This window comes from Rhodococcus sp. MPR-R1B (assembly GCF_058793255.1).
Window position 1 is genome coordinate 246,767 of record NZ_JBXAFO010000007.1, and the last position, 12,445, is coordinate 259,211.

13 protein-coding genes are annotated in these 12,445 nt (G+C 63.5%); 7 read left to right on the forward strand and 6 right to left on the reverse strand.

The window, feature by feature from the left end; all coding sequences use genetic code 11:
• The first annotated feature begins 5 nt into the window (after positions 1-5).
• Both AC1Q61_RS12910 and AC1Q61_RS12915 read left to right on the forward strand, forming a co-directional pair.
• Entirely contained in the window at positions 6-1,382 is a 1,377-nt protein-coding gene (locus tag AC1Q61_RS12910) for a M20/M25/M40 family metallo-hydrolase (RefSeq protein WP_030535870.1), read from the forward strand.
• The gene (locus AC1Q61_RS12915; protein WP_118604960.1) at positions 1,379-2,941 is read left to right on the forward strand and encodes a YfcC family protein; all 1,563 of its coding nucleotides are present in this window, start codon (positions 1,379-1,381) and stop codon (positions 2,939-2,941) included. Before AC1Q61_RS12910 ends, AC1Q61_RS12915 begins: the two co-directional genes overlap by 4 nt.
• A 1-nt stretch (position 2,942) precedes the next feature.
• On the opposite strand, the gene AC1Q61_RS12920 is transcribed toward AC1Q61_RS12915, so the two are convergent.
• On the reverse strand, positions 2,943-3,530 hold the full coding sequence (locus tag AC1Q61_RS12920) for a DinB family protein (protein ID WP_492650891.1): 588 nt from the start codon (positions 3,528-3,530) through the stop codon (positions 2,943-2,945).
• 18 nt (positions 3,531-3,548) lie between these two features.
• Between AC1Q61_RS12920 and AC1Q61_RS12925 the strand changes: the two genes are divergently transcribed.
• The 4 genes from AC1Q61_RS12925 to AC1Q61_RS12940 all read left to right on the forward strand — a co-directional run bounded on the left by AC1Q61_RS12925 (position 3,549) and on the right by AC1Q61_RS12940 (position 7,248).
• On the forward strand, positions 3,549-4,796 hold the full coding sequence (locus AC1Q61_RS12925; protein WP_042920625.1) for a hypothetical protein: 1,248 nt from the start codon (positions 3,549-3,551) through the stop codon (positions 4,794-4,796).
• Positions 4,797-4,864: 68 nt separating this feature from the next.
• Complete coding sequence (locus AC1Q61_RS12930; protein ID WP_050657053.1) at positions 4,865-6,511, forward strand: MFS transporter; 1,647 nt, start codon at positions 4,865-4,867, stop codon at positions 6,509-6,511.
• 3 nt (positions 6,512-6,514) lie between these two features.
• Positions 6,515-6,967, forward strand: coding sequence for a DUF6325 family protein (locus AC1Q61_RS12935; RefSeq protein ID WP_007735911.1), 453 nt, complete (start codon positions 6,515-6,517; stop codon positions 6,965-6,967).
• Positions 6,964-7,248 (forward strand): SHOCT domain-containing protein, encoded by a 285-nt coding sequence (locus AC1Q61_RS12940; RefSeq protein WP_007735909.1) that lies wholly within the window; start codon positions 6,964-6,966, stop codon positions 7,246-7,248. Before AC1Q61_RS12935 ends, AC1Q61_RS12940 begins: the two co-directional genes overlap by 4 nt.
• Before the next feature lies 1 nt (position 7,249).
• Here the strand turns inward: AC1Q61_RS12940 and AC1Q61_RS12945 are convergent, their stop codons facing one another.
• The 5 genes from AC1Q61_RS12945 to AC1Q61_RS12965 all read right to left on the reverse strand — a co-directional run bounded on the left by AC1Q61_RS12945 (position 7,250) and on the right by AC1Q61_RS12965 (position 12,109).
• The gene (locus tag AC1Q61_RS12945; RefSeq protein WP_042920627.1) at positions 7,250-7,933 is read right to left on the reverse strand and encodes a SagB family peptide dehydrogenase; all 684 of its coding nucleotides are present in this window, start codon (positions 7,931-7,933) and stop codon (positions 7,250-7,252) included.
• Positions 7,930-8,910, reverse strand: coding sequence for an ABC transporter substrate-binding protein (locus AC1Q61_RS12950; protein WP_064113842.1), 981 nt, complete (start codon positions 8,908-8,910; stop codon positions 7,930-7,932). The genes AC1Q61_RS12945 and AC1Q61_RS12950 overlap by 4 nt, the downstream gene beginning before the upstream one ends.
• Positions 8,907-9,701 (reverse strand): ABC transporter ATP-binding protein, encoded by a 795-nt coding sequence (locus AC1Q61_RS12955; protein ID WP_042920629.1) that lies wholly within the window; start codon positions 9,699-9,701, stop codon positions 8,907-8,909. The genes AC1Q61_RS12950 and AC1Q61_RS12955 overlap by 4 nt, the downstream gene beginning before the upstream one ends.
• Positions 9,698-10,765, reverse strand: coding sequence for a FecCD family ABC transporter permease (locus tag AC1Q61_RS12960; protein WP_042920630.1), 1,068 nt, complete (start codon positions 10,763-10,765; stop codon positions 9,698-9,700). The genes AC1Q61_RS12955 and AC1Q61_RS12960 overlap by 4 nt, the downstream gene beginning before the upstream one ends.
• 84 nt (positions 10,766-10,849) lie before the next feature.
• Positions 10,850-12,109 carry an MFS transporter gene (locus AC1Q61_RS12965; RefSeq protein ID WP_042920631.1) on the reverse strand — a complete coding sequence of 420 codons (1,260 nt, stop codon included), beginning with the start codon at positions 12,107-12,109 and terminating at the stop codon, positions 10,850-10,852.
• A gap of 92 nt (positions 12,110-12,201) precedes the next feature.
• Here AC1Q61_RS12965 and AC1Q61_RS12970 point away from each other — a divergent pair, with 92 nt between their 5' ends.
• On the forward strand, positions 12,202-12,390 hold the full coding sequence (locus AC1Q61_RS12970) for a streptamidine-related RiPP repeat protein (RefSeq protein WP_003943543.1): 189 nt from the start codon (positions 12,202-12,204) through the stop codon (positions 12,388-12,390).
• Positions 12,391-12,445: the final 55 nt, after the last annotated feature.

Sequence of the window (12,445 nt, forward strand, 5' to 3'; positions counted from 1 at the left end):
ATTCCGTGCCGGAAGAATCCGCCTCGCCCTCCTATTCCACAATCAAGGAAACAGTTGCAGCTTTGATGCCGGCACTGGAGTCGGAACTCGTCGAACTTGTTCGTATTCCGTCGATAGCAACAGAAGGTTTCCCCAGCGAGCCTCTGTTCGAGGCTCACGACCTGATCGTTTCTCTATTGGAGAAGTCCGGAGTCACGAAGATAGAGAAACTCGAAATAACAGGTAAAACTGCGCCGGTCATCATTGCAACAGTTCCCGGTCCAGAGGGAGCCCCGACCGTATTGATGTATTCGCATTACGACGTCGTTCCCGCCGACGACGTCGAACTCTGGGATTCACCGCCTTTCGAACCGAGCAAGCGTGACGGCGCGATTTACGGCCGCGGTACGGCAGATTCGAAGGCAAACGTCATCGGCATGATCGGCGCGCTTCGCGTCTTCGACGGAAAGCCGCCGGTGACGGTCAAGCTCGTCATCGAAGGCCAGGAAGAATTCGGCAGCCCCTTCGACAACTATCCGCCGGAAGCCCCCGAATTGTTTGCGGCCGACGCAATGGTCATCGCCGACGTCGGGAGCGTTCGACCCGGATCACCGACCCTGACCGTCGCACTGCGCGGATCGGCCCAGGTGATCGTCGAACTCACCACTCTCGGAGCCGACAAGCACAACGGCCTCTACGGCGGCGCCGCACCGGACGCCCGCCTCGCGCTCATCCGCGCACTGGCGTCGCTGCACGACGACAACGGCGACGTGGCGATCGACGGCCTCCTGCGCGAACCGTGGACCGGCAGTTCATACACCGAGGACGAGTTCCGCACCCTCGCCGAGATCCAAGACGGGCTTCCGCTGCTCGGAACCGGCGGCATCGGCGAACGCATCTGGTCGGGCCCGGCCATCACCGTGACGGGAATCGACGCTCCCCCTGTGGACGGTGCGGTCAACGCCGTCGCAAGCACTGCCCGCGCCGTGATCAATCTGCGCGTACACCCGCGCCAACCTGCCATCGAGGCGCAGGCTGCTCTGGTCCGACACCTGGAGGCCCTGCGCCCCTTCGGTTTACAACTGACTGTCACCGCGGGAGAAACCGGCGACGGGTTTGCGGCAGCCGAAGGTGGACCGGCCTTCGACGCGGCATTGTCTGCATTATCGCAGTCGTGGGGTGAGCCGGCCGGGCTGATGGCAGGCGGCGGCTCGATCCCCCTCGTGATGGCCTTGGATACAGCAGTGCCCACCGCCGAGAAGCTGTTGTTCGGCGCCACCGACGGTTACGCGAACATCCACGGCCCCAACGAACGCGTCCTGCTCGACGAGCTCGAGAAGGCCGTCGTCGCCAAAGCACTGTTCTTCCAGGAGTACGCACACACCTTCGAGGGGAAGAAATGAGCACCGAGACCGACACGGGGTCCGCACCTACTCCGGCCAAGAAGAAGTTCGAGTTCCCCGGCGCGGTCACGATGCTCGCGATCGTCACCATTCTGGTCTGGGTTGCGGCACTGTTCATTCCGGCCGGACGCTTCGGCGTCGACGTGGACGGCTCACCCGTTCCCGGCAGCTTCGAGACCGTCAAGTCTCCGCTCTCGTTCTGGGAACGAATCCAGCAACTGATCCTCTCCCCCGTGAACGGCCTCTACGGCGTCCAGGATTCGATCACCGGGTTCGTCGACACCGACAACATCGGACGGCTCTTCGGTTCGGTCGGCGTAGTCCTCTTCATCATGGCGCTCGGTGCGTTCATCTCGGTCAGCTTTGCCACCCGCAGCCTGGAAACCGCTGTCTCCCAACTCGCTACCAAGCTCAGCGACAAGGGCTGGTTGCTCATCACCGTCATCATGGTGCTGTTCTCGCTGCTCGGTTCGACAATGGGCTTCTCGGTCGAGACGTTCGGCTTCTACGCCCTGCTCATACCGCTGATGACGGCACTGGGCTACGACCGCATGGTCGCGGCCACCATGATCATCCTCAGCGCTCTGGTCGGAAACATGGCGTCGACCGTCAATCCGTTCTCGATCGGCGTCGCCTCCGGTGAGGCAGGCGTCTCCATCGGTGACGGCATCGTGCTGCGCGTGATCCTGTGGATCGTATTGACCGCTGTGGCAGTGGCATTCGTTCTCCGCTACGCCGCAAAGGTGAAGAAGGATCCGTCCAAGTCGCTTGTCGGTTTCGACATCGCGGACGACGAAGACGAAGAGCCGGCCGAGCCGGTGGACATCGACGGCAAGCTCACCGGAACTCAGAAGCTGGTACTGCTCATCACCGGACTCACCTTCGGACTGATGATCTTCTCCGTCATCCCGTGGTCGAGCATCTTCGGCGCCACTACCGGTCCGGCCGAGTACGACGCGTACCACGTCACGGCAACCGAGCCCTACTGGTTCGAGTTGAACTGGTGGTTCCCGCAATTGGCGATGCTGTTCATCCTCGCCGCCGTTCTCGTCGGCATAGTCGCGAAGATGGGTGAGAAGAAGATCGTCTCCCTGATCACGCGTGGAGCCGGCGACATGGTCGGACCGGCGATCGTCATCCTGCTCGCTCGCGGCGTCTCGGTGATCATGACCAACACCGAAACCCTCGACACCATCCTCAACGCGATGGAGCAATTGGTCAGCGGCGCTTCGGCGGGGGTCTTCGCGATCCTGGTGATGCTCGTCAACATCCCGCTGGCGTTCCTGATCCCGTCCAGTTCCGGTCACGCCACCCTGGCGATGCCGCTGCTCGCGCCGCTGGGCGACTTTGCCGGAGTCAGCCGAGCACTCGTCATCACCGCCTTCCAGATGGGCCACGGCCTGATGCTGATGGTTGCCCCGACCAACGTCGTCGTTGTCGGCGGGTTGGCCATGGCGAAGGTCGGCTACGACAAGTTCCTGCGCTTCGTCTGGCCACTGCTACTGATCAACTTCGTGATCGTTGTCGTGGTGATCGGCGCAGCAGCGGTATTCGAGTAGTTCAGGCGCGGTGGGCCTCGCGTGCCGCCGTCTCCAGACGGTCGTTGTACTCGGCCCACCACGCCTCATCGCCGGGAGCCAGATTGTTGTCGCCCGCCTTCATCCCCGCGGCGCCGTCGATCAGCTCCCGCACGATGTCCGCGTGGCCGGCGTGCCGATGGGTCTCGGTGACAACGTGAACGAGTATCTGGTGCAGCGTGACGTCGCGACGATCCTCCGGCCACGGTTTCACGAAGCCGGGGGCATCCAGATCGTGCTCTTCTATCGTGGCGTCGGCGAAAGCCCACGTCCGGCGGTAGGTTTCGACGATGTCGACACTGGACTCGTCGGCGCGGGCCCACATGTCGACGTTGAGTTCCTCCGAACGCAACCACGCAGGCAGATCGGGAACACGCCGGCCAAACGTCGGGCCGAAATACCCGAGCTCGACGCCGATCATATGTTTGACCAGACCCAGCAGGTTTGTCCCTGTCCGGGTCATCGGACGCCGAATGTCATACTCCGACAGCCCGTCGAGCTTCCAGACGAGCGCATCACGTGCTGCCTGCAGGTACCGCTGGAGATCTTCCTTTTCCGAGTTGGTGGTCATGAAACCAACCTAAACCGAGTGGAGCAGACATTGACAGCGGTCGAGGATCTGACCGAGGTTGCCTCCCGGGCCGTCGCCGCCGAGCGTGACGCCCGGTCGGTGCGCTGGCACAACCCGGCAGCCGTCCGCAAGGCTGCCGCGGCCGTCCGTGATTCGCTCGACGACGAACGATCAGCGCTGAGCCGACCGTCGTACAGCGGGTTGTCACCGTCGCCGCACATGGCGCGCCAACTCGAACTGATCACGACGTTGCAGCCGCCGCTGCCCGCCGACGCCGGCATCGGCACCGCCGCGCAGGCCGAGGCCGACGCCGTCGCCGCGGTGACGACCGCACGGATAGCCTTGCGCGCCGCCCACCTTGCGGTTCTCGAAGCACGCGTCGCCGCGCTCGATGCCGGTGACACCGATACCGTCGCCGCCGCGATCCGTGGTTACGTCCCGCTGAACTCGGGCAACCCCGTCGTCCGGCATGTGCAGGATCTCGGCTCCCGGATCCGTGAGGAAGCACGGCACGTGGTGAGTGGTAAGCCTCGGTCGATCGCTTTTCGGCTGGGGCTGAGCCTCGGAATGGGCTTGGCGTACCTGGCATTCATTCGCCTCTTCCAGTGGGACACCAAGGAAGATCGACTGCCTTACCTTGCGCTGTATGCACTCTCGGGTGTGGTCGGAAGCGTCGTGTGCACCAATGCGCTCAGCTTCGACGCCGGCCGCGTGCGCGCTGCGTTGTCCGGTGGAACGAGGCTCTGGCACGTGCTCGTCGCGAAAAACGCGGTGATGCTGCTCCTCGTCGGCAGCGCCGGGTTCCTGCTCAGCGCCGTCCTCGCGTGGCGCTCCGGAAGCAGTGCTGACCTGGTGAAGGCGTGCGGCCAGGTGCTGACCATGATCCTGCTCTGGTTGGGGGTCGCGAACGTGATGTCGGTGAGCTTGCCGCTGCGGGCAGAACCGATGACGGCGCGGCGCCACGACGGCACGTGGAAGCAGTTCCTGCTGTCCTTCGTCATCTCGTACGGTGTCGGACTGATCGTCAATCTGATGCTCTACTGGCGCGTCTGGGCAAAGACGACGCTGCTCGAGCAGATGGGCGGTCCGTGGATTCCGGTCCTGCTGCTCCTCGCGAGCGCGGCCGCGACGTGGCTGTTGCTGACCGTGCTGGCCGTACTCCTGGCCGAGCAACCGCGCTTCCGTCGCGCCTTGCACCGGGAGATGGTGGTCTACCGCGAAGAAACCAACCACTTGCAGGCGACCATTCAGCACAATTCCGGCTAATGTAGCCGTGCGTGGCTGATCCGGGCACGTCGCGAGTACACGCAGTGTCGAGGAAGGCGTGACCCATCATGTCCGTAAAGCCTGGCGCGGCCGCCACAACGGCCGCCGTGAGCACCGCCTCCTGGCTACCACTCATCGTGGTGGTCCTCACCCAGATTCAGGCGTCGTTCGCCGTCAACGCCCTGACCGTCTCGATGGCCGGCATCACCACCGATCTCGACACGCCCGCAACAAGTGTCGGCACCGCGATCACCGCGGGTACCTTCGCCATGGCTGCCTTCATTCTGTTGGGGGCCAAGATCGGCGCCCGTTACGGAACGCGTCTGGTCTTCCAGATTGCCGTCGCGATTCACGGCCTCGCAATGGCCGCGGTCGCCCTGAGTCAGAGCCCGGCAATGCTGTTCGTGGCCCAAGCTGCATCCGGCGCCGTGATCGCCCTCATCGCTCCTGCGTTGACGGTCTTCATCGCCACGAACTTCAGTGGCGATCAGCAGGCAAAGGCCATCGGTTACCTGGCAGCAGCAATCCCGGCGGCCGGTGTGCTGGCGCTGCTCATCGCCGGTTCCTTCGCGACGACGATCGGGTGGCGATACTCGTTCGCCCTCGTCGTGGCTCTCGCGGTGGTCAACCTGATCCTGAGCTTCCGGGTCAAACCTGTTCCCCCGCAGAAGGACATCACCATCGACTGGGCCGGCGCCGCCATTGCTGCCGTTGCCGTCATCCTGCTCAGCTTCGGTTTCAGCGGCCTGAACTCGTGGGGCGTCATCCTGGCCACCGACGCTGCGCCGTTCTCGGTCATCGGTGTTTCACCCGCGGCCATCCTGATCGTCCTCGGCACCATCTGCGCGCAGGGATTCTTCCAGTGGACGCGAAGCCGCAAGGCGCAGAACAAGCCTCAGCTCTTCAACCTCGACGTCCTCAAGACCGGCGCCGAGCGCGCCACCACGATTTGCATGGCGACGATGATGTTCGTGGGAACCGCGGCCAACTTCCTCATTCCGCTGTACATGCAGATCATCCAGGGCCGCAGCAGCTTGCAGACGTCGTTCTCGATCATCCCGTACACACTTTCGATCTTCATCGCGAGCACCGTAGTCGCGCGTCTGTACAAGACGTACTCCCCGCGTCTGATCGCACGAGCCGGGTTCGTCGTCGTTGCCGCTGGACTCATCTTGTTGGCCTTCACCATTCGTGGCGACTGGCATCAGATCTTTGTCGTCATCGGACTGATCACCCTCGGCCTCGGGCAGGGCGCCATCGTTGCGCTGGTGTTCAACACCCTCCTCACCGCAGCTCCCAAGGAACTGGCCGGCGACGTCGGTGCCTGGCGGGGACTGGTACACAACATGTCCGGCAGCGTCGGCATCGCGGTGGCCAGCGTCTTCGCCGTCGGAATCCTCGGTTCCCTCGTCAGCTCGCAGCTGATCGACAACCCCACCATCCCGGCATCACTCAAGGTCGAGTCCGGGATCAATCTCGACCAGGTCAACTTCGTCCCCAACGATCAACTCGTCGTGACGCTCGAAAACACCTCGGCGACACAAGCACAGATCGACGAAGCCATCCGGATCAACACCGAAGCGCGCTTGCGCGCCCTGCGAACCTCGCTACTCGTCCTCGCCGGACTCTCCCTGCTCGCCATCATTCCGGCCGGCCGCATGCCCGACGAAGTACCTGCTCTGGAAGAACCGCAACCCACGAAGGGCAAGAAGTAACCGATGTCCAACCAAGACCAATTCGGTCCGATCGAATACGTTGCCGTCGAGTTTCCCGGCGGTGCACCGACCTCCGCAGGATTCGAGCAGCTGCTCACTCTCGTCGACTCCGGCGTGATCCGCATCCTCGACCTCGAGTTCGTCACCAAAGCCGCCGATGGATCAGTGGCCGTCGTACCGGCATCGACCTTCGAACTCGCAGATTTCGATCTGGCGCAGTTCGACGGCGCAGCCTCCGGACTGCTCGACGCCGGCGACATCGCCGCCGTTGGTGACGAGTTGGCCACCGGTAGTGTTGCCGCCGTGCTCGTTTACGAGGAACTGGCCATACTGCCGGTGATCGACGCGTGGACACGCAGCGGCGCAAAGATTGTCACCGAAGGTCACCTGAGCTTGGACGAACTTGCCACCGCACTCGACAACACCGCACCAGGCAATACGGAGAAGGACGCATGAGTTTCTTGAGGCGAGCCGGCCGGGTAGCCGTCGCAAGCTCCATTCACGGCAATGTTCAGCGCCGTCAGCGGACCCGTTGGGCCGCCGAAGATCAGGCTCGCGCAGCGCAGGCCCAGCCGGTGCCGCCGATTCCCGATCTACCACCCCTGCCACCGCAGGCAGCTCCGGCAGCATCGATGGACTTGAAGCTCGAACAGCTCACCAAGCTGGGCGAACTCAAGAATGCGGGAGTATTGACCGAGGCCGAGTTCGAGACCCAGAAGGCACGTATTCTCGCCTGACCTAGCTGCGCCTCCCGAGTGCAAAAGCCATGACGGGAAGCTGCGTCGTCGCGAGATTCAACAGAGATGCCACTCGCGCATCCGTGAATCCTGCGATGGCGCAGCCCGCAAGTCCCATCGCCTCGGTCACGAGGTACAGATTCTGAACCAGCACACCGGCATCCACGTGCATCGTGCGGTAGTGCCGCATCGCGTACTTCTCAAGTGGCGCTTCGACGTCGGCGACCACAAACAGAAGAACCGGGAACACGTCGACGAACTCGGGTTGGAGCAGGCTCGCTCGAAGGTGCTCTCGCACGTCGCCTGGCCGGACAGCTTCGGCACGGCCTCGGGCATATCGGTATACCCCGGCTCCGAGCTCGTCTCCGGGTCGGCTGAGAACAAACGACAGCGTCAGTTCGCGCATCCCGCCCGCCGTCGGGCTGCTGACAAGGCTGTGGTGCAACACGTTTGACAGCTCGCCTGCTCGGAGTACCGTCTGTGCGGGGTCGTAGCGGCTCCGTCGTGCCTGCAAGACGTCCGCGAACCCGCAGGCCGGCAGTGGCGTCGCGGCCGGCAGTTCCACGGATTCACACGTCACCGGCGGCAGTGCGTGCTCGTCGAACGGTAGCTCCGACGGACTCACCGTCCGGTCCAACACTGCATGCAGCGATACGACGGCCTCGATTCGCTCGAGTGCGGTCACGAACCCGGGTGCAGCAGGCGAGACACCTCGCCGGCCCCGTCGATCGAGACCAACTCGCCGGCGAACCACGCCTCCGGAACGGCAAAGATCGCATTCGACGCCGCGGCGGGGGTTCCGGCAAATGCCGTCCGCGCAGCATCCAGGGTGGATTCCCGAGCCGACTCGGTGGAGTAGACGACGAGGACAGCCTTCGGCGACTTCGCGAGCACCGATTCCGTGGCTACCTGGCCGAAGTACTTTCCGTCGGGAAGGTCGTTCTCGAAAAGATTGCTTCCCCCGGCGGCCTCGAGCACACTGCTGTAGAGGCCCCTGGCCAGAGCATAGGACTGTCCCTCCGAAACCTGAACCATCACAGTGGGAACCGGCTCCTGCCCGGCGACAGATGCCTCGGTTGCTGCGAGGGACTTCTTGCCGTCGGCCAGGAGGGTTGCTGCCGCGTCACTAGTTCCGGTCAAGGCGCCGAGACCGTCGAGGTCGGACCAGACGTCGTCGATCCGCCCCTCGGTGACGGCCTTGTGGCAGTAGCCGCTGTTCACGAAGATCGGGATGCCGAGGTCACGCAATTCGTCCATGGTCTGCAATCGGTCACCGTCGAACCAGTATTCCCCGTCGGAGACGATCAGATCCGGACGGGCGTCGAGCAATGCTTCTTTCGCGGGAACTCCGGTGCTCAGTACCGGCACGGCCGCGAACTGATCAGCGAGTTCGGGGCTGGGAGGAGAGAGGTCGGTATTCGATTGTCCGACAATGCGGTCGGCGGCGCCGAGCTGAATGAGAAGTTCCGTCATCGACGGATACAGCGAGACAATCCGCTCCACCGTCTTGGGCACCGTGACCTCGCGATCACAATTGGTGACGGTGATCTTCTCGGACGACGACGCCGCCGAATCCGCCGTGGAGTTTCCGCATGCGGTCAGTACTGCGGTGGCGGTAACGGCCGAGCACAACAGCGCGGCAGTACGTATCGAGGATTTCAAGACACTGCTTCTTTCGTGTGTAGGAGCGGAGGGGCGAACGAAAGCAGGGGGCGCCCGGTCAACGGATGAGTGCCGAGATGCACCTGAACCCCGAATACTTCGGACAGCAGGTCCTCGGTGAGGACCTCGGCCGTTGGTCCTGTCGCGACAACTACCCCGCCGGAGAGCAGACAGACGTAGTCGCAATACGCTGCGGCCAAGGCGAGTTCATGGATCGCGACAATCGTCGTGGTACCGAGTTCGGCGACCAATTCCATCAATTCGAGTTGAGCACGGATGTCGAGGTGGTTGGTGGGCTCGTCCAGGACCAGCAGCGACGGTTGTTGAGCGATCGCCCGGGCCAACATCACACGCTGCTTTTCTCCGCCGGACAGTTCGGCGAAGAGACGTGATCCAAAGCCCTGCATGCCGGTTCGCACCAGTGCTGCGCTGACGATGTCTCGGTCGATCTCACCGAGTCGAGAGAACGCGCTGTGATGCGGCGTCCGACCCGTTGCAACCACCTCGCGGACACTGAACGAGAAATCGGATGAATGCTCCTGCCCCACAACACCGATGATGCGTGCCGCCGATCGAGGCGAGAGATCGTCCCAAACATTCACCTCGTCCACCTTCACGATTCCGCTTCGAGGCTTCATCGAGCGATACAACGCGCGCAGGAGGGAGGACTTTCCACTGCCGTTCGGTCCGACGAGTCCGACCACGCTTCCCTCGGGCGCTTCGAGGTCTACACCCGAAACCACGAGGCGTCCGCCCCGAACGACGTGAATTCCGCTGGCCGACAATCTCATGACTGCGCACCGCCGTCCCGTCGAAGCAACCAGAGGAAGAACGGTGCACCCAATCCGGCGGTGATGATCCCGAGTGGTAATTCGTTGGGCGCATCCAACATCCGAGCCGCAAGATCGACGATCACCAGGAAGGTGGCACCAACCAACGCGGTCGCGGGGAGCAGCTTGCCGTGATCGGAACCGACCAGAAGTCGTACGGCGTGCGGCACGAGCAGCCCCACGAAACCGATTCCCCCGGCGACGGATACGACAACCGCGGTCAGCAACGACGCGATCACCAGTAGTAGCAACCTGGTACGGCGCACGTCCACGCCGACCGATTGCGCGCTCTCGTCTCCCATGGCCAACGCGTTGAGTTGGCGCGATTGTGTCAACAGAATTGCCGCGCAGACGGTGATCACCGCGGCGGGCACACCGAGATCCGACCAACTGGCCCCGCTCACCGAGCCCAGCAACCAGAAGAGCACTCCCGAAAGCTGACTCGGATCGGCGCGCAACTGCACAAAACTTGTTGCAGCCGAGAGCAGATAGCCGATGGCAACTCCGGCCAGGACCATGCGCAGCGGGACGAGCATTCCCTCTCGCCGACCCAGTACGAGAACCGCGATCAGGGAAACCATGGCCCCCAGGAAGGCTGCCACCGGAACACCGATCGACAGGCCGGTGCCGATGCCGGTCGTCATGATCAGTACTGCACCGAAGGATGCTCCGGAACCCACGCCCAGAATGTACGGATCGGCAATCGGGTTGCGCACCAACGCTTGCAGCACGGCGCCGGCCAGCGACAGCCCGGCGCCCGCCAATGCCGCAATCAGAATGCGCGGTACCCGCAATCCCCACACGATCCGATCGAGCAACGGGTCGACCGGCGGACCGCCGACGTGTGCGTACAACACCGCGAACACGTCGGCAAAGGACACCGACGCGGCACCCGACCACACCGCGACGGTGGAGACCGCGACAAGCACAACCGCCGTGGCCAACAGAAACGGGACGTACCCGCGCTCGCCGACGGGATGTGGACGCGACGGCACTCGTGGTGCTGCCTCGCTGGTCAGCGTCATCGCACTCCTGGGTCGGTGGGGTTCGCAGTCATGAACAGGTGGATCTAACCATAACGACAGTCGTTTTCATTAATAGTCACATGCTCATTTGTGCGGATAAGGGTCGGTCCGCAGCGCGCTCGCCCACGCGAAGAGCGCCCCGACCAGCGCAAAGATGCACGCAACGAGGTAGGCGGTGCCGATGTCCCAGCGTCCTGCGATTGCCCCGGCAATCAAGGCGCCGACCGGCGAACCACCCCAGGCGACCATCCTCGCCGTGGTGTTCACGCGCCCCTGCAGACGATCCGGAGTCAGGCGCTGACGTGCACCGATGCCATTGAGGATGGTGACGGTCGCACAGCCGGAGTAGACGACGAGCGCCGTGATCGCGGCGCCGGTGTTGCCGGTTGTCGCAACGACGAACAGCACCACCGGGGCGATGGTCAGCGCCCCGACAGTGATCGCCCCGACCGGCCACTGCGCCGGTAGGCGTGGAAGCACGAGCGCCCCGACCACTCCACCCACGGAGACGGCCGTCCACACGGCGCCGATCATCGGACTCGACGTCGAAATCCCAAGCCTCTCGGATGCGTACACCACCAGGAGCGCCGTAACCGCACCCTGCGTCAGGGAATTGACGAAGCCGACGCCGGTCAAGGCTCGCAGAAGCGGCGACCGCCAGAGGAAGCTGAGGCCCTCGCGTATGTCACGCGCAATTCCGGTTCCCGACTTCTTCGGCGCCGCAGGAGTAATCGAAAACGAGGCTCCGATCGAGGCCATGGCCAGCCCGGCCAGTACGTAAGCCAGTGCATCAGCACCCAATGCGTAGGCCGGGCCGATCGAGGCCACAAGCACGCCGGCTATCGCCGGAAAGACAACATCGATCAGCGTGCTGGACGTCCACAGCGCGCTGTTGGCCGCCGGTATCCTCTGCCGACCGACCAGAGCAGGCAGCGCTCCGAAAGCAGCGGCGTCGAACCACACGAAACACGTTCCGATGCACATCGATACGCCGACGGCATGCCACGCCGTCAATACGCCGAGTGCCTGCGCCGCCGGAATACTCGCCAAAGCAAGTGCAGCTACGGCCTGCGCACACAGGATGACCGTCCGCCGGTTGACTCGGTCTGCCACGGCGCCGGCGAACAAGCCGAACACGAGATACGGCAGAACCGTCCCCGCAGCCGCGAGCGAGGTGAGAAACGGAGACCGGCTGATGTCGAACACCAGGATCGGCATGGCCACTCCGGTGACCGCCGCACCGGCTACGGCAATCGTACGAGCCGTGAAGAACAATCGAAACGATCTGTCCCGAAAGACATGTGGTTGCGCTTCGACGGATCCCGTCGTCGGGGTCTCGCTCATGTATGCACTCTCTTGTACCTGTTGCTCTCCGTGGCGATCTTTCGTACGGTGGCATCGTAATGGAAATGGTTTCCATTACGGAAGGGATGACAATGAGCAACATTTCGTTCGACAGCGTCTCCAACTCGGCTCCGGCCAATGCACTCCAGGGCGTCGGCACCAACGCTCTCGTCGACAACCCGTTTACCTTCGAGCCGGTTGCCGAGGCAACGTCCGCACACGCCCTGCAGGGTGTGGGCACCAACGCCCTCGTCGACAACCCGTTCAGCTTCCAGAGCTGAAACCTCCCCTGATCCAGACTGTTTCGACAGTCTGATCTGCCGATGACCCCGCCCG

What these genes read in the sequence shown, in the direction of transcription:
- AC1Q61_RS12930 (WP_050657053.1), top strand. Translation starts at nt 4,865, where the DNA reads ATGTCCGTAAAGCCTGGCGCGGCCGCCACAACGGCCGCCGTGAGCACC.
- AC1Q61_RS12940 (WP_007735909.1), top strand. Translation starts at nt 6,964, where the DNA reads ATGAGTTTCTTGAGGCGAGCCGGCCGGGTAGCCGTCGCAAGCTCCATT.
- AC1Q61_RS12935 (WP_007735911.1), top strand. Translation starts at nt 6,515, where the DNA reads ATGTCCAACCAAGACCAATTCGGTCCGATCGAATACGTTGCCGTCGAG.
- AC1Q61_RS12960 (WP_042920630.1), bottom strand. Translation starts at nt 10,765, where the DNA reads ATGACGCTGACCAGCGAGGCAGCACCACGAGTGCCGTCGCGTCCACAT.
- AC1Q61_RS12965 (WP_042920631.1), bottom strand. Translation starts at nt 12,109, where the DNA reads ATGAGCGAGACCCCGACGACGGGATCCGTCGAAGCGCAACCACATGTC.
- AC1Q61_RS12955 (WP_042920629.1), bottom strand. Translation starts at nt 9,701, where the DNA reads ATGAGATTGTCGGCCAGCGGAATTCACGTCGTTCGGGGCGGACGCCTC.
- AC1Q61_RS12915 (WP_118604960.1), top strand. Translation starts at nt 1,379, where the DNA reads ATGAGCACCGAGACCGACACGGGGTCCGCACCTACTCCGGCCAAGAAG.
- AC1Q61_RS12970 (WP_003943543.1), top strand. Translation starts at nt 12,202, where the DNA reads ATGAGCAACATTTCGTTCGACAGCGTCTCCAACTCGGCTCCGGCCAAT.
- AC1Q61_RS12920 (WP_492650891.1), bottom strand. Translation starts at nt 3,530, where the DNA reads ATGACCACCAACTCGGAAAAGGAAGATCTCCAGCGGTACCTGCAGGCA.